The 20,146-nt window shown below is 72.8% G+C and carries 18 protein-coding genes and 1 riboswitch; of the genes, 8 read left to right on the top strand and 10 right to left on the bottom strand.

Features of this window, described 5'->3' with window-relative positions:
• Positions 1-55: 55 nt before the first annotated feature.
• Positions 56-1,429 (top strand): amino acid permease, encoded by a 1,374-nt coding sequence (locus ACZ4UB_RS15400; protein ID WP_468070522.1) that lies wholly within the window; start codon positions 56-58, stop codon positions 1,427-1,429.
• Positions 1,430-1,527: 98 nt separating this feature from the next.
• Here ACZ4UB_RS15400 and ACZ4UB_RS15395 read toward each other — a convergent pair whose 3' ends face one another.
• Both ACZ4UB_RS15395 and ACZ4UB_RS15390 read right to left on the bottom strand, forming a co-directional pair.
• Complete coding sequence (locus ACZ4UB_RS15395; RefSeq protein WP_467955870.1) at positions 1,528-3,102, bottom strand: RNA polymerase sigma factor; 1,575 nt, start codon at positions 3,100-3,102, stop codon at positions 1,528-1,530.
• A gap of 213 nt (positions 3,103-3,315) precedes the next feature.
• Entirely contained in the window at positions 3,316-4,080 is a 765-nt protein-coding gene (locus ACZ4UB_RS15390; protein WP_468070521.1) for a class I SAM-dependent methyltransferase, read from the bottom strand.
• Positions 4,081-4,161: 81 nt separating this feature from the next.
• A riboswitch (ZMP/ZTP riboswitch) is annotated at positions 4,162-4,271 on the top strand.
• A gap of 76 nt (positions 4,272-4,347) precedes the next feature.
• Here ACZ4UB_RS15390 and ACZ4UB_RS15385 point away from each other — a divergent pair.
• From ACZ4UB_RS15385 to ACZ4UB_RS15375, 3 genes are all read left to right on the top strand, one after another.
• Positions 4,348-5,193 (top strand): bifunctional 5,10-methylenetetrahydrofolate dehydrogenase/5,10-methenyltetrahydrofolate cyclohydrolase, encoded by an 846-nt coding sequence (locus tag ACZ4UB_RS15385; RefSeq protein ID WP_354383187.1) that lies wholly within the window; start codon positions 4,348-4,350, stop codon positions 5,191-5,193.
• 152 nt (positions 5,194-5,345) lie between these two features.
• The gene (locus ACZ4UB_RS15380; RefSeq protein WP_468070520.1) at positions 5,346-6,854 is read left to right on the top strand and encodes a peptide MFS transporter; all 1,509 of its coding nucleotides are present in this window, start codon (positions 5,346-5,348) and stop codon (positions 6,852-6,854) included.
• A 137-nt stretch (positions 6,855-6,991) separates the two neighbouring features.
• Positions 6,992-7,396 carry a hypothetical protein gene (locus ACZ4UB_RS15375; protein WP_468070519.1) on the top strand — a complete coding sequence of 135 codons (405 nt, stop codon included), beginning with the start codon at positions 6,992-6,994 and terminating at the stop codon, positions 7,394-7,396.
• Here ACZ4UB_RS15375 and ACZ4UB_RS15370 read toward each other — a convergent pair.
• Positions 7,382-8,182 carry a helix-turn-helix domain-containing protein gene (locus ACZ4UB_RS15370; RefSeq protein ID WP_468070518.1) on the bottom strand — a complete coding sequence of 267 codons (801 nt, stop codon included), beginning with the start codon at positions 8,180-8,182 and terminating at the stop codon, positions 7,382-7,384. The two genes, ACZ4UB_RS15375 and ACZ4UB_RS15370, sit on opposite strands and share 15 nt — an antisense overlap.
• Positions 8,183-8,283: 101 nt before the next feature.
• Between ACZ4UB_RS15370 and ACZ4UB_RS15365 the strand changes: the two genes are divergently transcribed.
• A complete protein-coding gene (locus tag ACZ4UB_RS15365) occupies positions 8,284-8,589 on the top strand; it encodes a 4a-hydroxytetrahydrobiopterin dehydratase (protein ID WP_468070517.1) in 306 nt (101 codons plus the stop codon).
• Between the two features lie 74 nt (positions 8,590-8,663).
• On the opposite strand, the gene ACZ4UB_RS15360 is transcribed toward ACZ4UB_RS15365, so the two are convergent.
• From ACZ4UB_RS15360 to ACZ4UB_RS15330, 7 genes are all read right to left on the bottom strand, one after another.
• Positions 8,664-9,071, bottom strand: coding sequence for an RICIN domain-containing protein (locus ACZ4UB_RS15360; RefSeq protein ID WP_468070516.1), 408 nt, complete (start codon positions 9,069-9,071; stop codon positions 8,664-8,666).
• Positions 9,072-9,076: 5 nt separating this feature from the next.
• Positions 9,077-9,919 (bottom strand): aldo/keto reductase, encoded by an 843-nt coding sequence (locus ACZ4UB_RS15355; protein WP_468070515.1) that lies wholly within the window; start codon positions 9,917-9,919, stop codon positions 9,077-9,079.
• Between the two features lie 154 nt (positions 9,920-10,073).
• A complete protein-coding gene (locus tag ACZ4UB_RS15350; RefSeq protein WP_468070514.1) occupies positions 10,074-10,892 on the bottom strand; it encodes an ABC transporter ATP-binding protein in 819 nt (272 codons plus the stop codon).
• Positions 10,889-13,570, bottom strand: a complete 2,682-nt coding sequence (locus tag ACZ4UB_RS15345) for an ABC transporter permease subunit (RefSeq protein ID WP_468070513.1) — start codon at positions 13,568-13,570, stop codon at positions 10,889-10,891. Before ACZ4UB_RS15345 ends, ACZ4UB_RS15350 begins: the two co-directional genes overlap by 4 nt.
• 10 nt (positions 13,571-13,580) lie before the next feature.
• Positions 13,581-14,858 (bottom strand): ABC transporter substrate-binding protein, encoded by a 1,278-nt coding sequence (locus ACZ4UB_RS15340; RefSeq protein WP_468070512.1) that lies wholly within the window; start codon positions 14,856-14,858, stop codon positions 13,581-13,583.
• A gap of 112 nt (positions 14,859-14,970) precedes the next feature.
• On the bottom strand, positions 14,971-16,785 hold the full coding sequence (locus ACZ4UB_RS15335) for an AMP-dependent synthetase/ligase (RefSeq protein WP_468070618.1): 1,815 nt from the start codon (positions 16,783-16,785) through the stop codon (positions 14,971-14,973).
• Between the two features lie 307 nt (positions 16,786-17,092).
• Positions 17,093-17,953, bottom strand: a complete 861-nt coding sequence (locus tag ACZ4UB_RS15330) for a LysR substrate-binding domain-containing protein (RefSeq protein ID WP_468070617.1) — start codon at positions 17,951-17,953, stop codon at positions 17,093-17,095.
• A gap of 187 nt (positions 17,954-18,140) precedes the next feature.
• Here ACZ4UB_RS15330 and ACZ4UB_RS15325 point away from each other — a divergent pair, with 187 nt between their 5' ends.
• The 3 genes from ACZ4UB_RS15325 to ACZ4UB_RS15315 all read left to right on the top strand — a co-directional run bounded on the left by ACZ4UB_RS15325 (position 18,141) and on the right by ACZ4UB_RS15315 (position 20,137).
• On the top strand, positions 18,141-19,193 hold the full coding sequence (locus tag ACZ4UB_RS15325) for a bile acid:sodium symporter family protein (protein ID WP_468070511.1): 1,053 nt from the start codon (positions 18,141-18,143) through the stop codon (positions 19,191-19,193).
• A gap of 9 nt (positions 19,194-19,202) precedes the next feature.
• Positions 19,203-19,619: a (2Fe-2S) ferredoxin domain-containing protein gene (locus ACZ4UB_RS15320; protein WP_467955882.1), complete on the top strand. Its 417-nt coding sequence runs from the start codon at positions 19,203-19,205 to the stop codon at positions 19,617-19,619.
• A 125-nt stretch (positions 19,620-19,744) separates the two neighbouring features.
• The gene (locus tag ACZ4UB_RS15315) at positions 19,745-20,137 is read left to right on the top strand and encodes a hypothetical protein (RefSeq protein WP_468070510.1); all 393 of its coding nucleotides are present in this window, start codon (positions 19,745-19,747) and stop codon (positions 20,135-20,137) included.
• The last annotated feature ends 9 nt before the right edge of the window (positions 20,138-20,146 follow it).

Below are 20,146 nucleotides of genomic sequence, written 5' to 3'. Positions count from 1 at the left end.
CATGTGTCGACCTGCCCCCCTGTCCACCATATGAAACGACCGAGGCGTACCACCCGTGAGCACCACCCCTGCCGTGAACACCTCTGACCAGCCCGGATCCGGCGCGAGCCCGCACGCGCGCCGCTTCGGCCTCCCCGTCGCCACCTGCCTGGTGATGGGGAACATCGTCGGCGGAGGGATCTTCCTCCTCCCCGCCTCGGTCGCCCCCTTCGGCACGATCAGCCTGGTCGCCTTCGGGGTCCTCAGCCTCGGCGCGATCGCCCTCGCGCTGGTCTTCGGCCGCCTGGCCGGGCGGCTCCCGCAGACCGGGGGCCCGTACGTCTACGCCCGCGCCGCCTTCGGCGACTTCGCCGGGTTCCTCGCGGCGTGGAGCTACTGGATCACCACCTGGGTCTCCAACGCGGCGCTGGCCGTGGCCGCGGTCGGCTACCTCGCGGTGCTCTTCCCGGCCATCGGCTCGCACAAGTGGTCGATGTGTCTGGGTGCCCTCGCCGTGCAGTGGCTACCCGCCCTCGCCAATCTGGCGGGTACCCGCTACGTCGGAGCGGTCCAGCTCGTGGCCACCGTGCTGAAGTTCGCTCCGCTCCTGCTGGTGGCGGTGGGCGGACTCTTCTTCTTCGACCCCGCCAACCTCGGGCCCTTCCGGGGCACCGACCAGAGCGCGATCGGCGCCGTCTCGGCCTGCGCCGCGATCCTGCTCTTCTCCTACCTCGGCGTGGAATCGGCCGCGGTCAGCGCGGGAGAGGTCCGCGATCCGGCCCGCAACGTCGGGCGCGCGACCATCCTGGGCACGCTCGGCGCCGCCACCGTCTACCTGCTGGGGACGGTGGCCGTCTTCGGCCTGGTGGCCCACGACACCCTCGTTTCCTCCGCCGCGCCCTTCACCGACGCCGTGAACGCCATGTTCGGCGGCACCTGGGGCGGCACCCTCGTCGCCTGCGCCGCCGTGGTCTCGATGGTCGGCGCGCTCAACGGCTGGACCCTGCTCAGCGCGCAGACCCCGTACGCGGCGGCGAAGGACGGCCTCTTCCCGAAGGCGTTCGAACGCAAGAGCCGCGGGGTACCGGTGGTCGGCGTGGTCGTCACCGTCGTGCTGGCCTCGGCGCTGACCGTCTACAACTACACCTCGGGCACCCAGGGGGTCTTCGAGGTCCTGGTCCTGGTCACCACCTTCACGGCGACCGTGCCCTACCTGCTGTCCACCGCCGCGCAGATCTACTTCCTGGTGTCGGGCCAGGGCGAGCGGGTGGCCCCCGGACGGCTCGTCCGGGACGGGATCCTGGCCGCCGTGGCCTTCGGCTTCTCGATGTGGCTGGTCGCGGGCTCCGGGTACGAGGCCGTCTACCAGGGCGTGCTCTTCCTCTTCGCGGGCGTGCTCGTCCACGCCGTCATGTCGGCCCGCAAACAGCGGGCCCGCGCCGAGGCGTAGCCGAACGCGCGGAAGCCCGCACCGTACCGCCGGCCCGTGTCGCGAACTGCGACGCGGGCGGCCGGTACGGCGCGGGCTTCCGCCGCGACCGGGACCTCTTAGTCCAGGTAGTCGCGCAGGACCTGCGAGCGCGACGGGTGGCGCAGCTTCGACATGGTCTTGGACTCGATCTGGCGGATGCGCTCACGGGTGACCCCGTACACGCGACCGATCTCGTCCAGCGTCTTCGGCTGGCCGTCGTTGAGGCCGTAGCGCATGGAGACCACGCCCGCCTCGCGCTCCGAGAGCGTGCCCAGGATGGACTGGAGCTGCTCCTGGAGGAAGGTGAAGGAGACCGCGTCGGCCGGGACGACCGCCTCGGAGTCCTCGATGAGGTCACCGAACTCGCTGTCGCCCTCCTCACCCAGCGGGGTGTGGAGCGAGATCGGCTCGCGGCCGTACTTCTGGACCTCGATGACCTTCTCGGGGGTCATGTCGAGTTCCTTGCCCAGCTCCTCCGGGGTGGGCTCGCGGCCCAGGTCCTGGAGCATCTGGCGCTGCACGCGGGCGAGCTTGTTGATGATCTCGACCATGTGCACCGGGATGCGGATGGTGCGCGACTGGTCGGCCATGGCGCGGGTGATCGCCTGGCGGATCCACCACGTGGCGTACGTGGAGAACTTGAAGCCCTTGGTGTAGTCGAACTTCTCCACCGCGCGGATCAGACCGACGTTGCCCTCCTGGATCAGGTCCAGGAAGAGCATGCCGCGGCCGGTGTAGCGCTTGGCCAGCGAGACCACGAGGCGGAGGTTGGCCTCCAGCAGGTGGTTCTTGGCCCGACGCCCGTCCTCGACGAGGATCTCCAGCTCGCGCTTGAACGCGGGCTTGTGGTCCTCCTCCTCTTCGAGCTTGTACTCGGAGAAGAGGCCGGCCTCGATGCGCTTGGCGAGCTCGACCTCCTGCTCGGCGTTGAGCAGCGGCACCTTGCCGATCAGCTTGAGGTAGTCCTTGACCGGGTCGGCGGTGGCGCCGGCCACCATGACCGTCTGGGCCGGGGCGTCGTCCTCGTCGTCGTCCGACAGCACGAAGCCCTGGGTGCCCGCCTTCGCGGGAGTGGTCTCCTCCGCCTCGTCGGCGAGGTCCTCCTCGGTCCACTCCTCGCCCTCGGCCGCGGGGGTCTCGCCCTCGTCGCCGTCCTTGGCGCTCTTCTTCGTGGCGGCGGTCTTCTTGGTGGCCGTCGCCTTCTTCGCGGCGGTCTTCTTGACCGTCCGCTTCTTCGGCTCGGCCGCGGCCTCGGCCGCGGCCTCCTCCTCGGTCACGGAGGTCGACGGAGCGGATATCGCCGCCGCCGTGGCGGTGGCCGCGGTCTTGCGCGCGCCGATGGGCCGCGGCGCGGCGGCCTTCTTGGTCACGGTGCGGGCCGGCGCGGCAGCCGCCTTGCGGGCCTTCTTGGCGGGGGCCTTCGCGGCCGGGGCGGCGCTGACGTGCAGCGCGACGCCCTCCTCGTCCAGGACCTGGTTCAGGCTGCGCAGGACCCGCTTCCACTGGTCCACCGGGATGCGGCCGGCCTCGAAGGCCTGGCGCACGTCGTCACCGTTGATGTGACCCTGCTCGCGGCCACGCTCAACGAGCGCGACCAGGGCCTCGGATTCGGCGATCTCCGGAGGGAACGTACGGGACGGGCTGAGCGACACAAGGAGCCTCTCGTTGCGGCAGATATAAGGGCGGGACGGGACATCATCGCGCGAACTCGTGGAACGAGCCCGAGGGGGGTCGTTATTCCGGCGCCGCGCGAGGACACCTGTCGGTTCATCGCATGCCCGAGTCGATTCGTTACGCCATGAATTGAGTGACCTGCGCCACGCTGTGTCCGTGCAACCTTTCGGCCGCGAATCCGTCGGCCCCCTTCATCGTCCCGGTTTGCGGGCCTCGATGAGGAATCGGGCGGTGTTCGCCACGAACGGGCCCTCGCGCTCGATCCGTTCGTGGAGCTCACGGAGCCGGTCCCGGTACTGGTGGACCGTGAAGCCGGGCACCATCCAGATGACCTTCCGCAGGAAGTAGATCACGGCTCCGATGTCGTGGAACTCGGTACGCAGCCTTTCCGACCGCAGGTCGACCACCTCCAGCCCCGCGGCGGCCGCGGCGGCCACCGCGTCGTCGGGGTGCCGGCCGCGCCGGACCTCCTCCGGCTGCGACCCGAGGAAGTACTCGACGAGCTCGAAGACGCTCGCCGGTCCGACCTGCTGGGAGAAGTAGTGGCCGCCGGGCCGCAGCACGCGGGCGATCTCGTCCCACCAGACGGTCACCGGGTGCCGGCTGCTGACCAGGTCGAAGGCCTCGTCGCCGAAGGGCAGCGGCGGCTCGTCCGGGTCCGAGACCACGACCGCGCCCTTCGGGTGCAGCAGCCGGGTCGCCTTGGCGACGTTCGGCGGCCACGACTCGGTGGCCACCATCAGCGGCGGCAGGGGGCCCGCTCCGGCGAGCACCTCGCCCCCGCCGGTCTGGACGTCCAGAGCCGCCCGTACGCCCGCCAGGCGCTCGCCCAGGAGTCCCTGGTAGCCCCAGGAGGGGCGCTGCTCGGTCGCCCGGCCGTCGAGCCAGGAGAATTCCCAGCCGTCCACGGACACGGACTCGGCCTCGGCGACGAGCCGATCGAAATGAGATGTCATGCGGTGATCGTCCCAGCTGCGCCCCTTGTGATCCACTTGATTCTCCGCCTCGTGGCCGACCTCGGGCTTCGACTACAATGGTCGGCGGGCCGTGACTGGCGCTTGGGTGGATCACCACCGGGGAGCGGCCCGACGCAGCGCGGCACCGAGGTGTCCCGCTCCGTCGACTGCCGCGCGCCTGGGCGATCCGCGATCCCGCAGCGACGTTCAGGAGACCCCGTGACGACTGCCCAGACCGTTCCGGCACAGCACCGCAGCGCCGAGCTGATGGACGGCACCGCCCTCGCCCGCCGCATCTCGGAGCGCACCGGCGCCCTCGCCGCCGAGCTGACCCGCCGCACCGGCACCGCCCCCTGCCTCGCGACCGTCCTGGTCGGCGAGGACCCCGCGTCCGTGACGTACGTACGCATGAAGCAGAACCGTTGCGCCAAGGCGGGCATCACCTCCCGCCACGTCGAGCTCCCCGCCTCCACCACGACCGAGGAGCTGGTGACCACCCTCACCGCGCTCTCGGTGGACCCCGAGGTCAGCGGGATCCTGTTGCAGCACCCGGTGCCGCACCACATCGACGAGCGCGCCGCCTTCGAGGCCATCGCCCCGGGCAAGGACGTCGACGGCGTCACCATGCACTCCTTCGCCGCCATGGGCTTCGGGCTGCCGGGCTTCGTGTCCTGCACCCCGGGCGGGATCATGCGGCTGCTCGCCGAGTACGAGGTCGAGCTGGCCGGCAAGCACGCCGTGGTCGTCGGCCGCAGCGCGATCCTGGGCAAGCCCGCCGGGATGCTGCTGCTGGGGCAGAACGCCACGGTCACCTACTGCCACTCCCGCACCGAGGACCTCCCCTCGATCATCCGCCAGGCGGACGTGCTGGTCGCCGCCGTCGGCAAGGCCGAGTTCATCCGCGGCGAGGACATCAAGCCCGGCGCGGTGGTCCTGGACGCCGGCTACGACGGCAACCGCGGCGACGTGCACTTCGAGTCGGCCGCCGCGCGCGCCTCGCTGATCACCCCGGTCCCCGGCGGCGTCGGCCCGATGACCATCGCCGTCCTGCTGGAGCAGACCGTGCAGGCCGCCGCGGCCCAGGCCGGGCTGAGCCTGGCCGACCTCGGCTGAGCCCACCGGGACCTCCTGCCCCCGCCGGAGCCGCACGCACGACGAACGCCCCGGGCCCAACGGTCCGGGGCGTTCCGCATGCCCCCGCGCGGGCCGAAAGGACGATCCGGGACGCCCCGCCGGGGCGCTGCACTGAGGAGGTGAACGGATCGATGGACATGCAGAAGCGGCGTGCCGCGCCGGAGCCGGGCCGGGCCCGCCACCCCCGCGGGCTGGCCACCCTCGTCCTCGCCGAGCTGTGGGAGCGCTTCAGCCTCTACGGCATGGTCGCCATCCTGGTCCACTTCCTCGCCGCCTCGCGCGGCCACGGCGGCATGGGCCTTCACGAGGGCACCGCCGAGGCCGTCGAAGGCGTCTACATGGCGATGATCTCGCTGCTGGCGCTCCCGGGCGGCTGGATCGCCGACCGCTTCCTCGGCGCCCGCCGCGCCGTCCTGTGGGGCGGCGTCGTCATCATGGCCGGGCACGTCCTGATGGCCGTCCCCGACCCGGCCTCCGTCTGGCCGGGCCTGGTCCTGATCGTCATCGGCACCGGCCTGCTCAAGCCCAACATCTCCGCCCTCGTCGGCCGGCTCTACGCCGCCGACGACGACCAGCGGCGCGACGCGGGCTACTCGATCTTCTACATGGGCATCAACCTCGGCGCGGTCATCGCCCCGCTCGTCGTCGGCTACCTCGGCGAGGAGGTCAACTGGCACCTGGGCTTCGGCGCCGCCGCCGTCGGCATGGCCCTCGGCCTGATCCAGTACGTCCTCGGCGGCCGCCGCCTGACCGCGCAGCTGCGCACCGAGCCGGTGGTCCGGCTGACCCCCGCCGAGCGCCGCCGGGTGCGCCACACCGGCACCTACGGCGTCGTCTTCACCGCCGTCCTGATCGCCCTGATGGCCGCCGGACACGCGCTGAGCATCGACAACATCACCTTCGTGCTCACCCTCGTCGCCGTCGTCGTCCCGGCCGGCGTGCTCCTGTCGATGTACCGCAGCCCCAAGGTCACCCCGGTCGAGCGGACCCGGCTGCGCGCCTACGTCTGGCTCTTCCTGGCCGCCACCCTCTTCTGGCTCGTCTACGACCAGATGGGCAACGAGCTGAACCTCTTCGCCGCCCAGAAGACCGACCTGAGCCTGCTGGGCCGGCACATACCGGCGAGCTGGACCCAGTCCCTGCCCAGCCTGTTCGTGATCGTCCTGGCCCCCGTGTTCGCCGCGTTCTGGGTGCGCCGCGGCCGTCACATGAGCACGCCGCTCAAGTTCGGCCTGGCCCTGCTGCTGACCGGCGCCTCCTTCGTGGTCATGTCGGGCGCCGCCGCGATCGCCTCCACCGGGGTGAAGGTCTCCCTGATGTGGCTGGTCGGGGTCTACGTGATCCAGGTCATGGGCGAGATGTGCCTGAGCCCGGTCGGGCTCTCGGTCACCACCAAGCTGGCGCCCCGCGCCTTCACCAACCAGATGATGGGCGTCTGGTTCCTCGCCGCCGCCACCGGCGACGCGATCGGCGCCCAGCTGCCCCGCCTCGACGCGGTGATCGGCCAGAGCCTGAACTTCCTCTGGCAGGGCGCCGCCGTGATCGCCGCGGGCGCGGTCATGGTCTTCTTCGCGGGCCGCCTCAAGGTCCTGACGGGCGAGGCCGCCGCCGCCCGGGAAGCGGTCGGCGCCGCGGCCTGAGCCGGCATGACCCGCGGGGTAATCGACCCGGCGGGCGGCGGACGGGAGAGTGGGGGCACCGGATCCCGGAGGGCCGCACCGCGGCCGGGGATCCGCCGCCCACCCCCTCTCCCGACCCTCACGGAGGCCGATCCGCCATGTCCGCGACCCCACTCACCACCCGCGCCCCGCTGACCTCGCTGCGCGGCCTGCTCGCCCTGGACGCCGTCGTCACCGGCGGCAACGGACTCGCCTACGCCCTCTTCGCCGCGCCGATCGGTCGGCTGCTGGGGGTGGACCGCACGCCGCTGCTCGTGCTCGGCGTCCTGTTGGCGGGATACGGCGCGGCCGTCGGCCTGCTCGCCGCCCGCACCCGACCCGCCCCCGCACTGGTCATGGCGGTCATCGAGATCAACTGCGCCTGGGTGGCGCTGAGTCTGCTCTCGCTCGCGCTCTGGTTCACCCCGACCACCGCGGGCCTGGTGTGGATCCCGGCGCAGGCCGCGGTCGTCGCCGCCTTCGCCGCCCTCCAGTGGGCGGCGAGGACCTCAAGGGCCCAGTGAGCGCAGGTACTTCGCCGTCGCCGGATCCGCGGGCAGGAGGGTCTCCACGGCCAGCTCGGCGACGGTCACGTCCATCGGCGTGTTGAAGGTGGCGATGGTCGAGACGAAGGACAGCAGCTGCCCGTCGTGCACGATCCGCAGCGGGAGCGCGACGGGGTGCGCCAGCGGCTCGATCGGCTCCGTCGGGACCGCCGGACGCGGCCCGTCGCTCGCGACGGGGTACGCCGCCACCTCCTCGTACAGCGCGCGCAGCGGTTCCGAACGGGCCAGCGCGACCTGCCGCTCCATCTGGGCCAGCAGGTGTCCCCGCCACTCGACCAGGTTCTGGATCCGGGACGCCAGCCCCTGCGGGTGCAAGGTGATCCGCATCGCGTTCAGCGGCGGCGCGAGCAGGTGCTCCGGCAGCCCGTCCAGCAGGACGGCGATGCCCCGGTTGGCCGCGACGACCGTGTACGTACCGTCCACCACCAGCGCCGGATAGGGCTCGTAGGCCGCGAGCAGGCGCTCCAGCCCCTCCCGCAGCGCCGCCATCTGCGGCGCGTCCAGCGGAGTGTGCGGGTAGCGCGGCGCGTAACCGGCCGCGAGCAACAGGGCGTTGCGCTCGCGCACCGGCACGTCGAGCCGCTCGGCCAGCCGGACCACCATCTCCTCGCTCGGCCGGGACCGACCGGTCTCGACGAAACTGATGTGCCGGGCGGAGGAATCGGCGCGGCCCGCCAGCTCCAGCTGGCTGATGCCGCGCCGCTCCCGCCAGGAGCGGAGCAGGGGTCCCACGGACGTCGTCATACGAGCGACGTTAACCCGGGCGCGCCCGCGCGCGAACGGTTCGCTCCGGCGCGCGCTGTGGGAACCTTGACTTCACGTCACGGGGACAAAGGAGCCAGCGCATGTCGAGTCAGCCGCTGTCGCAGAAGGAGATCGAGGACCGGTTGCGGGAACTCCCCGGCTGGGCCTTCGAGGACGACCGGATCGTGCGCACCTACCGGCTCGGCACGCACATCGCGGCCAGCGCCCTGGTCGCCCACATCGCCGCCGTCCAGGACGAGTTGAACCACCACTCCGACCTGAGCCTGGGCTACAACACGGTCCGCCTGGCGGTGAACACCCACAGCGCCGGCGACGCGGTGACCGAGACCGACTTCGAACTCGCCCAGCGCGTACAGGCCCTCGCTCCCGCCCACGGCGCGAGCTGATGCCGTAGCACCCCCTCCACGCACCGGGCCGCGGGGTGGGGCGGAGCCGGTGGCCCCGCCGCGCCCCGCGGGCGTCACACCGGCTCCAACCGCCACCACTGCGCCGGCGAGTCGGTGTCCTCGGCCTGGCGGGCCCGGCCGTCCTCGGCCGCCTCCAGCGGCAACCCGCTGATGCAGGCGACCAGCGAGACCACGCCCGGCGCGTCCAGGTGTTCCTCGACCAGCCACTCCTGGGCGCCGAACGCGTTCGCCCGCCACAGCTGGACCCGGGCGCCGCTCTCCGTCGAGGCGTTCGCGACGTCGAGCCGCTTGCCGTTCAGCGCGCTCACCACGTGGAAGACCGCGCCGCCGCTGTGCACCGGCGCGACCTCCCACCGCTGGCCGTCCGGCAGGGGCGGCGGCCCCTGGGGCCCGACGCGCACCCGCCACGTGCCCTCGACCTCCAGCAGCAGGCCGCTGGCGACGTTCCGGATGAGGTACACGCGGCTCAGCCGTCGAAGCCGACCGGGTCGGGGCCGATCCGCCCGCCCGCCGTGGACAGGGCGTCGAGCGCGGCGAGGTCCTCGGCGTCCAGCGCGAAGCCGAAGACGTCCAGGTTCTCGCGGATGCGGGCCGGGGTGACCGACTTCGGGATCACGACGTTCCCGAGCTGGAGGTGCCAGCGCAGCACCACCTGGGCGCCGGTGCGCCCGTGCTTGGCGGCGACCGCGGCGACGGCCGGCAGGGTCAGCAGCTCCTTGCCCTGGCCCAGCGGCGACCAGGCCTCGGTGGCGATCCCGAGGCCGGCGTGCACAGCGCGCAGCTCGGCCTGGTTGAAGAGCGGGTGCAGCTCGACCTGGTTGACGGCCGGGACCAGGGAGCTCTCGGTGGCGAGGCGCGCCAGCTGCGGCTGCCCGAAGTTGGAGACGCCGACGGCCTTGGCGCGGCCGCTCGCGGCGATCTCCTCGAAGGTCTTCCAGATGGCGAGGTAGTCCTCGCGCATCGGGCGCGGCCAGTGGATCAGGTACAGGTCGACGTGGTCCAGGCCGAGCTTGGCGAGCGAGGAGTCGAACTCGCGCAGGACGTTGTCGCGGCCCCAGGTCTCGGACGGACCGTTCCACAGCTTCGTGGTGACGAACAGCTCCTCGCGGGGCAGGCCCGAGGCGGCGAGCGCCTTGCCGGTGCCGGCCTCGTTGCCGTAGATCGAGGCGGTGTCGATGCTGCGGTACCCGGCTTCCAGGGCGCTCCCGACGGCCCGCTCGGCCTCGGCGTCCGGGATCTGCCAGACGCCGTAGCCGAGCTGGGGCATGAGCGTGCCGTTGTTGAGCTTGATGCTGGGGACCTGGTTCACGTCTGGTCGTTCCCTCGACTCGGTGCGGTGGGTGCGGTGCTGCGATCGTACGAACCCGCACGGGCCCCTCGGTCGTACGGGCCCGAGGTGCCGTACGACCGGCGACAACCGGCCGCCCGGGCACTCTATTCCCGCCAGGCGCGCCCCGCCGCCCTCACGCGCCGCCCAGGTACGCCTCCCGGACCCGCGGGTCCGCCCGCACCCGCGCCGCCGTTCCCTCGGCCAGCACCGTTCCCAGGTCCAGCACCACCACCCGGGCGCACAGCTCCATCACGAACGCCACGTTGTGCTCGACCAGCAGCACCGCGCACCCCTCCTGATCGGCCAGCCGGCGCACCACCGCGGCCAGCTGCTCCCGCTCCGGCGCCGACATCCCCGAGGCCGGCTCGTCCAGCAGCAGCACGCGGGGCGGGTCCGCGACGGCCCGGGCCAGCTCCACCATCCGGGCCCGGCCCACCGGCAGGCCGCCCGCGTACCGCTCCCCGAGCGCCCCGAGCCCGCAGTCGGCCAGCACCCGCTCCGCCCGCGCCCGTCGCTCGCGCTCGCGGCGGCGCCTGGTCGGCGAGCCGACCAGGTCCGCGAGGAGCCCGCCGCCCCCGCCCCGCCACTCCTGGGCCACCAGCAGGTTGTCGGCGACGCTGAGCTGTCCGAAGAGCTGCTGGCGCTGGAAGGTGCGGCGCATCCCGTGCCGGGCGCGCCAGACGGGGGAGCGGCGGGTGACGTCCGCCCCGTCGAGCAGCAACCGGCCCTCGTCCGGCCGCCGGATGCCCGACAGGACGTCGAACAGGGTGGTCTTGCCCGCCCCGTTCGGCCCGATCAGCCCGCACACCTCGCCCGCCCGGACGCCGAGCGACACCCCGGTCAGCGCCCGGACCCCGCCGAAGCGCACGCTGACCCCGCGGGCCTCCAGGACGTACGGGCCCCCGTCCGGCGCGGCGGCCCGGGTCGCTCCCACCGTCGTGATCCGTGTCATGTGCCGATCCCCAGGTAGGCCTCGGTGAGCCGGTCCGCCTCCACCTCGGTGCGCGGTCCGCACCAGGAGACCCGGCCCTGGGACAGGTAGGCGACGGTGTCGGCGATGCCGAGGATCTCGGCCGCCTTCTCCTCCACCAGCAGCAGCGCCGTGCCCGCGTCGCGCAGCTCGGCGAGCAGCCCGTACACCTCCTCCACCACCCGGGGCGCGAGCCCGAGCGAGGGCTCGTCCGCGATCAGCACCTCGGGCGGCCGCTGGAGCAGCGGGGCGAGCGCGAGCATCTGCTGCTCCCCGCCGGAGAGGGAGCCGGCGGCCAGCGCGCGGCGCTCGCGCAGCCGGGGGAAGCGCGCGTACACGGCCTCCCGGGCGCGGGCGTCGGGGAGGTACAGGGCGAGGTTCTCCTCGATGGTGAGCGAGGGAAAGATCCCGCGCCCCTCCGGTGCCAGCAGCACCCCGGCCCGGGCCCGGCGCACGGGTCCGTCGCGCGTCGCGTCGCGCCCGCCGACGTACACGGCCCCGCCCGAGGCCCCGAGCAGCCCGGCGGCGACCTTGCAAGCGGTGCTCTTCCCGGCGCCGTTGGGACCGAGCACGGCCAGGATCTCCCCGCGCCGGACGGTGAGGTCCACCCCGTGCAGCACGGCCGCGCCGTCGTAACCGGCGTGCACCCCGCGCAGTACGAGGGCCGCGTCCGGGTCGGGGGCGCGGGTCGCGGGCTCCGGCGCCGCGGTCTCGGTCGCGATCGCCGTCGTTGCCGCGGCGGCCGTACGGGCCGCCGCGCGCCGGCGGGCGAGGCGGGCCGGGAGCGCCGCGCAGTACCCGTCCGGATCGTTGGCGAGGGCGACCCCGGCCAGCCCGAAGAGGATCACCGGCAGGTAGGGCGAGGTGGTCACGTAGTCCGCCAGGACCCGCGGAGCCACCGCGAAGACGAGCCCGGCGACCACCGCGTACTGCGGCCTGCGCACCCCCGCCGCCACCACCACGGCCAGCCACACCAGCCCGGTCAGCGCGGTGAAGTCGGTCGCCGTGATCCGGGTGTTGTACGCGGCGTAGAGCACGCCCCCGAAGCCGGCCAGCCCCGCCGACACCGTGCACAGCAGCAGCTTGGTGCGCAGCACGGACACCCCCGAGGCCACGGCCGCCGCGGGGGCGGACCGTACGGCGAGCATCGCCCGCCCGGACGGGGAGCCGCGCAGCGCGCTCAGGGCGGCGGCCACCAGCGCCACCAGCACCATCAGCGCCACGCCCATCGCCCGGTCGTCGGAGAGGTCCACCGGCCCGAACACGGGTCGCGGCACGGCCCAGCCGCTGTCCCCGTTGCGCAGCCACGGCAGCTGGAAGAGGACCTGGTCGGCCAGGAAGGCCAGCGCGAGGGTGGCCAGCGCCAGTGACCGGCCACCGAGCCGCAGCGCGGGGAGCGCGACGAGCGCGCCGAGGGCGGCGGCCGCGAGGGTGCCGGCCGCCAGGGCCAGGAAGAAGGGCCAGCCGTGGCTCATCAACAGCCCGGCCACCAGCGCCGCGCCGGTCACGAAGGTGGCCTGGGCGAGCGAGACCATCGAGCCGAGCCCGGTGAGCACGGTGAAGGACATGAACACCAGCGCGATCGCCAGCCCTTGGGCGATCAGCCCGCTCCAGAACGGCGTGGTCACGGTGTACAGCGCCACGCACACGAGCACCGCGCCCGCCGCCCACGGCCCCCAGCGCCGCCGCCACGGGGCTCCCGCCAGGTGGTCGGTCGGCGGTGCGTCGGCCGCGGCGGTGCCGGCCGTCCGGGCCCGCCGGGTCAGCACCAGCAGCCCGACGAAGAGGATCAGGAAGGGAACGGCGGTACGGAAGCCCGTGATCCGGTCGGTGAAGGTCGCGTACCCGGCGACCAGGTTCTGCAGGACGCCCAGGCCCAGCCCGCCCGCGAAGGCGAGCGGTACGGAGACGAACCGCCCGATGACCGCGGCCGTCGCGGAGACGAAGAGGAACAGGGTGAAGTCGTGCGCGGACAGGCCGAGCAGGGGAGTGGCGAGGACCCCGGCGAGCCCGGCCAGGCCCGAAGCGATCATCCACGCGATCGAGGAGAGCCGGTCGGCGCCGATCCCGCGCAGCTCGGTCAGCGAGCGGTCGTCGACGCAGGCGCGCAGCCGCAGCCCGAGCCGGGTGTGGCGCATCAGCACCCACAGGGCCACCGCCACGACGGCCGTCACCACCCAGGTGATCAACTGGTCGGAGTCGATGCCGACCCCGGGCAGCGGTTCCCAGGACCGCGCGGGGCTCGGCCCCACTCCGGGCAGCCCGAACTGGTTCTCCGCGGGCACCACGTCGGCGCCCGCGTCCGCCAGCAGGCCCACCACCCACAGCCCGGCGGCGGGCAGCGCGACCAGCAGCCCGATGGTCGCGACGATCTGGGCGCTCTCCCCGACCCGGGCGAGGCGCCGGAACATCAGCCGGTCCAGCCCCCAGCCGAGACCGGGGGCCAGGACGAGGACGACGAGCAGGGCCGCCGGGACGGCCGGCCAACCGAGCCCCGAGTGCAACTCGTAGAAGGTGAGCGCGCACAGGTAGGCGGTGGCCCCGTGCGCGAAGTTGAAGAGGCCGGAGGCCGAGTAGGACAGCACCAGCCCGGTGGCCAGCAGCGCGTAAAGGGCGCCGGAGACCAGACCGCTCAGTACGAAGACGAGCAGATCGACCATGGGGCTGCCCCTACTTGAAGGGGATCGGCTCGTAGCACTTGAACGGTACGGAGACCTCGTACGCCCCGTTCTTGAGCTGTACGAGCGCCCCGCAGCCGAAGCTGTTCTTCTGCCCCAGCGGCTCGGCCCGGTCACCGATCAGGGTCCCGGTGTCGGAGAAGGACTGGGCGGCGGCCTGGAAGGAGTCCACGGTCAGCTCCCGGCCCGCCTTCCGCGCGATCGACACGAAGAGGTCCGCCGACATGTACCCGGTCAACATGTGCATGTTCAGGGGGACTTCCTTACCGCCCGAGGCGGCCTTGATGTCGGCCTTGAACTGCGCCATCTTCGCGTCCTGCGACTCGAAGGGCTCGAACTGGAGCAGGACGTACACCCCGTCGAGGGCCTGCTTGGTCGCGTCCTTGGCGAGCAGCCCCGGGTCGTAGTCGGTCGGGTCGGACAGCAGCCCCTGGTAGCCGGCGCGCTTGAGGGCGGTGAACAGCCCGATGTTGTTCGGGGTCTGCATCACGGAGACGACGGCGTCGGGCGCCTTGCCGCCGTTGGAGGAGAGGATGTCCTTCACGTACGCCGACCAGTCGCTCGGCACCGCCGTGGCCGGCACGCTCGCCTTGGCGTAGGAGACGGTGAAGCCGGCGCTCGCGAAGCCCTGCGAGAAGGTCCGCACGCCGAACTTGCCCGCGTCGCTGTCATTGGCGATGACGGCGACGGACTTGCCCTTCGCCCCGCCCAGGACCTGGCCGATGCCCTCGGGCCAGGTCTGGTTCAGGGTGCCGCCCGGGGTGGGGACCAGGCAGCCGTTGAAGCCGTAGATGTGCTTCGGTCCGCAGAAGGCGGGCGTGGTGCCCCAGCCGAAGGTGGGGACCTTCTGCTGCTCCAGGAAATCGGCGCCGGAGAAGGTCACCGAGCTCATGGGGGAGACCGCGAACACCTTGTCCTGCTGCACCAGTTTGCGGGCGGCCGCCAGGTTCTTGGCGGGGTCCTGGCCGTCGTCCTCCGCGCCGATGTAGTCGATCTCGCGTCCGTTCACCCCGCCCTCCGCGTTGGCCCGCAGGTAGCGCGCCTTCGCCCCGAGGTCGGTGTCCTTCTTGCTGTAGCCGCTGGCGGAGGTCATCGACACGATGCCGCCGACCTTGATCGAGGTGCCGCTCACCCCGCGGGCGGCGGCCCCGGCGCTCGCGGCCGAGCCCGTACCGGAGGGCGAGGAGGTGTTCTTGGCGGCGGAGTTGCAGGCGGAGACGAGCGCGAGGGCCGCCGCGGCGGCGGCGAGGGCGCGGATCGGACGCAGCATGGATGGAGTTCCCTCCGGTCGGAATCCCCGCATTCTGTGCGGCACCTGACGACTCGTCAATATCAATGACAGGTAAAGTGACGAACCGTCAGGTAGGAGTCGGCGCTGGAGGTCAGTGCTGGTAGAGCGCCGCCACCTCCTGCTCGTACGCCGCCTCGATCGCCCGCCGCTTGAGCTTGAGCGAAGGGGTCAGCAACCCCCGCTCCTCGCTGAACTGCTCGGGCAACAGCCGGAAGGTACGGATCGACTCCGCCTGTGACACTCGGGTGTTGGCGGTCACCACCGCCCGCCGCACCTCCGCCATCAGCTCCTCGTCCCGCACCAGCTCGGCCAGGGGCGGCTGCGGGCGCCCGCGCATCGCCAACCAGTGCGCGACCCCCTCCATGTCCAGCGTCAGCAGGGCGGCGATGTACGGGCGGTCATTGCCCACCAGCACGCACTGCGACACCAGCGGGTGCGCCCGCACCCGCTCCTCCAAGGCCGTCGGCGAGACCGACTTCCCGTTGGAGGTCACCAGGATCTCCTTCTTCCGCCCGGTGATCGTGAGGTAGCCGTCCGCGTCGAGCCGCCCCAGGTCCCCGGTGGCCAACCAGCCCCCGCGCAGCACGGCTCCGCTCGACGGCGGGTCGTTGAGGTAACCCGAGAAGACGTGCGCCCCGCTCAGCCAGACCTCTCCGTCGTCCGCGATGTGCACCGAGGTGCCCGGAATCGGGTGGCCCACCGTCCCGTACTTCGTCGCCCCCGGCGGGTTGGCCGTCGCCGCCGCGCAGGACTCGGTCAGGCCGTAGCCCTCGAAGACGGTGACCCCCGCGCCGTCGAAGAACAGCCCGAGCCGCCGCGACATCGCGGATCCGCCCGACATCGCGTAGCGGATGCGGCCGCCCAGCGCCTCGCGGACCTTCCCGTACACCAGCTTGTCGAAGAGCTGGTGCTCCATCCGCAGCGCCGCCGACGGGCCGGGACCGCTGCCGAAGGCCTTCTGCTCACGGGCCTCGGCGTAGCGCACGGCCGTCTCCACCGCCCGGTCGAAGGGACCGGTGCGCCCCTCCGCCTCCGCCTTGCGCCGGGCTGCCGCGAACACCTTCTCGAAGACGTGCGGAACCCCCAGCACGAACGTCGGCCGGAACGCCGCCAGGTCGGGCATCAGCTCGGCCGCCGCCAGCACCGGCTGGTGCCCGAGCTTGACCCGGGACCGGATCGCGGCGACCTCCACCATCCGCCCGAAGACGTGGGCGAGCGGGAGGAAGAGGAGGGTGGAGGGCTCCTCGCCCGACTTCGCCTGGAACACCGACTCCCAGCGGGTCACCAGGGTGTCCGCCTCGTACATGAAATTGGCGTGGGTCAGCACGCAGCCCTTGGGGCGGCCGGTGGTGCCCGAGGTGTAGATGACCGTGGCCACGGCATCCGGGGTGACCGCGCCGCGGTGGCGGTGCACGACGTCGTCCGACACCCCCCGCCCGTCCGCGACCAGCTGGTCCAGGGCGCCCGCGTCCAGCTGCCACAGCCGTCGCAGCTGCGGCAGGCCCTCGATCACCGAACCCACCGTCATGGCCTGGTTCTCGTCCTCGACCACCACGGCCGTGCACCCGGAATCGAAGAGGATCCAGTACGCCTGGTCGGCGGCGGCCGAGGGGTAGACGGGCACGGGCTGCGCGCCGACCGCCCAGAGGGCGAAGTCGAAGAGGGTCCACTCGTACCGGGTGCGCGCCATGATGCCGACCCGGTCGCCGAAGCGGATCCCCTGCGCCAGCAGGCCCTTCGCCAGCTCCAGCACCTGCGCGCACAGCTGCGCCGAGGTGACGTCCTGCCAGACGCCGTCGAGCTTGCGGCCGAGCACCACCCGGTCCGGGTCCTCGCGGGCGTACTGGAAGACGGCGTCGGCCAGGCCCCCGACGGGCGCGGCCGTCACGACGGGTGGGACGGTCATCTCGCGCACAGCCGACTCCTCTCCGCACGACTCCGCTCCGTACGGCGCACGACTCCGCTGCGTACGGCGCCGGTGACGGTACTCCAGGTCGGGGTCCCGGGGGGAGGGGTCCGGGAGCCCGCTTTCGCCGCCATCATCACTGGTCAGCGGGGAGCACCAAGGCGCGAACGCCCCCACGGGGAAGACCTGCGGCGAATCTCCACGAGACCTGCGCGCTGCGCGCACGGGTGGCGGGGTGTCCGTACGGGGGCCTACGTACGGGGGCGTACGTACGGGGGCGTACGGGCGGGTGCCTACGTGTGGGGGGTCAGTCCGGGCGGGTCAGGCGGGCCGGGCCGGTGAGGACGGCCGTGGCCAGGGCGTCCGCGGCGGGGGTCGGGCGGCGCCCTTGGAGCAGCGCGAACTCCACCCGCCCCAGCTCCGGCAGCCCCGCACGGTCCGCGACCGGGACCAGGCCGGGCGGAATCAGGCCGCGGGTGTGGGCCATCACCCCCAGCCCGGCCCGGGCCGCCGCGATCAAACCGCTCAGGCTGCCGCTCGTACACGTGATCCGCCACGCGCGCCCGTCCCGCTCCAGTACCTCCAGCGCCCGGGCCCGGGTGATCCCGGGCGGCGGGTAGACGATCAGCGGGACCGGCCGGTCCGGATCCACCCGCAGCCCGGCCGCACCGATCCACACCATCCGGTCCCGCCAGACGAGCCGCCCCCGCTCGTCCCCGGGACCGCGCCGCTTGGCCAGCACCAGATCGAGGCGCCCCGCGTCCAACCGCTCGTGCAAGGTCCCGGACAGCTCGACCGACAGCTCCAGGTCCACCTCGGGGTGCGCGTGCCGGAACCCCTCCAGAATCTCCGGCAGCCGCGTCTGCACGAAGTCCTCAGACGCCCCGAACCGCAGGCGCCCGCGCAGCCGGGTCCCGCTGAAGAAGGCGGCCGCCCGCTCGTGCGCCGCCAGGATGGTCCGGGCGAAGCCGAGCAGCGCCTCGCCGTCCTCGGTCAGCTCCACGCTGTGCGTGTCCCTCAGGAACAGCGGCCGCCCCGTGGCCTCCTCCAGCCGTCGCACGTGCTGGCTCACCGTGGACTGGCGCACCCCGAGGCGCCCCGCGGCCTGCGTGAAGCTCAGGGTCTGGGCCACCGTGAGGAACGTACGCAACTGCACCGGGTCGTACATACCCGTCATACCGGTCATGGCCCTCCACGCTATCGCACTTTGTGATGACAGTCAGAGCGGTGTGCGTGTTTCCCGATGGCCACCGCGCCCCCGACCATGAAGGGGCGACGCGCCCACCCGGGCGCGACCCCGCCGGACCGCGAATGCCCGACAGCAGATGCCCGACAGCAAGGGAGCGAGTACCGCCATGCGCCGCCGCCCGCAGATGCCCACGCTGCCCTCCTGGCTCCCGCTGGACCCCTACGTCATGGCCCTGCTCGCCACCGTCGCCCTCGCCGCGCTCCTGCCCGCCCGCGGCGCGGCCGCGCCCGTCGCGGACGGTGCCTCCACGGCCGCCGTAGCCCTCCTCTTCTTCCTCTACGGGGCCCGGCTGTCCACCCGTGAGGCCCTCGACGGCCTGCGCCACTGGCGGCTCCACCTCGCCGTCCTGGCCTGCACCTTCGTCCTCTTCCCCCTGCTCGGTCTGGCCGCTCGGGCCCTGGTCCCCACCCTCCTGACACCCCCGCTCTACAGCGGCCTGCTGTTCCTCTGCCTGGTCCCCTCGACGATCCAGTCCTCGATCGCCTTCACCTCCATGGCCCGTGGCAACGTGCCCGCCGCCATCTGCGCCGGCTCCTTCTCCAGCCTCGCCGGCATCTTCCTGACTCCGCTCCTCGCGGCCGGGCTGCTCGGCCACGACGCGGGCGGCTTCTCCCTCGACTCCCTGTTGAAGATCGTCCTGCAGTTGCTGTTGCCCTTCCTCCTCGGTCAGTCGCTCCGCCGCTGGGTCGGCGGCTTCCTCACCCGCAACCGGGCGGTCCTCGGCTACGTCGACCGCGGCTCGATCCTGCTCGTCGTCTACGCCGCCTTCAGCGCGGGCATGGTCGCCGGGGTCTGGCACCAGGTGAGCGTGGTACGGCTCGGCGCCCTGATGGCGGTCGAAGCGGCGCTGCTCGCCGTCATGCTGCTGGTCACCTGGTACGGCGCCGGCCGGCTCGGCTTCGACCGGGCGGACCGGATCGCCATCCAGTTCGCCGGGTCCAAGAAGAGCCTGGCGGCCGGACTCCCGATGGCCAGCGTGCTGTTCGGGGCGCAGGCGAGCCTCGCGGTGCTCCCCCTGATGCTCTTCCACCAGATGCAGTTGATGGTCTGCGCCGTGCTCGCCCGCCGCCGGGCGGCCGACCCGGACCCCGAACTCCCCTCAGGGCGTGTGGTGGAGGTCTCCCGCACGGCCCAACACCCCGCCCCCGGAGCCCGGTAACGTGCGTCGGTGACCTGGATACGCCCCCACTCCGCCCGCGCCGAACGCCCCTGCACCCTGGTGGTGTGCCGCGGCTGCTGCTGCGGCGACCCGCGCAAGAACCCCGGCACCGACCACGCCGGTCAACTGGCCCGGCTCCGCGCGGCCGCCGAGGACTCCGAGGGACGCCTCGACGTCCGTACCGTCGACTGCCTCGGCCCCTGCGCCCAGGCCAACGTGATCGTCGTACAGCCCGCGACCGAGGCCCGCCGCAAGGGCGCCCGCGCGACCTGGTTCGGCTGGGTCATGGACGACACCGCGACCGACGACATCGTCGACTGGGCCCTGGCCGGCGGCCCCGGCGTCGCCCTCCCGCCGGACGCCCTCGACCTGCACCGCATCGAGCCCCCCAGCCCGAAGAAGACCCCCCGCGGCCGCAGACGCTAGCCGTGCGACCAACTCACTGACCGACTGACCGACTGACCGACGACTGACTGACCGACTGGCTGACCGTCCGAGCGGTCGTGTGCCGAGCCGTTCGGTCAGCCGCTCACGATCCCGGAGCCCAGGTGATGAGCCGTTTCCCCGCAGTGCCCGCGCAGGTCGCGTGGCACGACACGGGCACCGGCGTCTTCCCCTACGCGGCGCGGGTCGAGGGACGTTGGCACGTCCTGCGACTCAACGACTTTCCCGAGCACCCCCTGTACACCCTGTTCATCGACGCGCGGGTCATCGCCGACGTGGACGATGCTCCGACCGGTTGGCGGCTCCCGCCCCGGTCGGTGCTCCCGGTGCTGAGCGCGCCGGAACGTGCGCAGGTGCTCGCGGTCATGGCCGGTCTCGGCCCTTATGGAGCCGAAGCGGGCGCCCCGTGCGCGGGTGACTGGTGCACGTGCGACATCCTCACCGACGAGTACGTCGCCCGGCTGACGCTCCCGCCACGGCCCGCCTCGGATCAGCACTGACGGACTGCG

It is taken from the genome of Streptomyces sp. NPDC028419, assembly GCF_055565515.1.
Note: the sequence above shows the minus strand (reverse complement) of the source record. Positions and strands in the feature narration are given on the sequence as shown.

Excerpts from the sequence above, each read along its gene's own strand:
- ACZ4UB_RS15390 (WP_468070521.1), bottom strand. The coding sequence starts at position 4,080 with ATGACATCTCATTTCGATCGGCTCGTCGCCGAGGCCGAGTCCGTGTCC.
- ACZ4UB_RS15385 (WP_354383187.1), top strand. The coding sequence starts at position 4,348 with ATGGACGGCACCGCCCTCGCCCGCCGCATCTCGGAGCGCACCGGCGCC.
- ACZ4UB_RS15380 (WP_468070520.1), top strand. The coding sequence starts at position 5,346 with ATGGACATGCAGAAGCGGCGTGCCGCGCCGGAGCCGGGCCGGGCCCGC.
- ACZ4UB_RS15375 (WP_468070519.1), top strand. The coding sequence starts at position 6,992 with ATGTCCGCGACCCCACTCACCACCCGCGCCCCGCTGACCTCGCTGCGC.
- ACZ4UB_RS15370 (WP_468070518.1), bottom strand. The coding sequence starts at position 8,182 with ATGACGACGTCCGTGGGACCCCTGCTCCGCTCCTGGCGGGAGCGGCGC.
- ACZ4UB_RS15365 (WP_468070517.1), top strand. The coding sequence starts at position 8,284 with ATGTCGAGTCAGCCGCTGTCGCAGAAGGAGATCGAGGACCGGTTGCGG.
- ACZ4UB_RS15350 (WP_468070514.1), bottom strand. The coding sequence starts at position 10,892 with ATGACACGGATCACGACGGTGGGAGCGACCCGGGCCGCCGCGCCGGAC.
- ACZ4UB_RS15345 (WP_468070513.1), bottom strand. The coding sequence starts at position 13,570 with ATGGTCGATCTGCTCGTCTTCGTACTGAGCGGTCTGGTCTCCGGCGCC.
- ACZ4UB_RS15340 (WP_468070512.1), bottom strand. The coding sequence starts at position 14,858 with ATGCTGCGTCCGATCCGCGCCCTCGCCGCCGCCGCGGCGGCCCTCGCG.
- ACZ4UB_RS15335 (WP_468070618.1), bottom strand. The coding sequence starts at position 16,785 with ATGACCGTCCCACCCGTCGTGACGGCCGCGCCCGTCGGGGGCCTGGCC.
- ACZ4UB_RS15330 (WP_468070617.1), bottom strand. The coding sequence starts at position 17,953 with ATGTACGACCCGGTGCAGTTGCGTACGTTCCTCACGGTGGCCCAGACC.
- ACZ4UB_RS15325 (WP_468070511.1), top strand. The coding sequence starts at position 18,141 with ATGCGCCGCCGCCCGCAGATGCCCACGCTGCCCTCCTGGCTCCCGCTG.
- ACZ4UB_RS15315 (WP_468070510.1), top strand. The coding sequence starts at position 19,745 with ATGAGCCGTTTCCCCGCAGTGCCCGCGCAGGTCGCGTGGCACGACACG.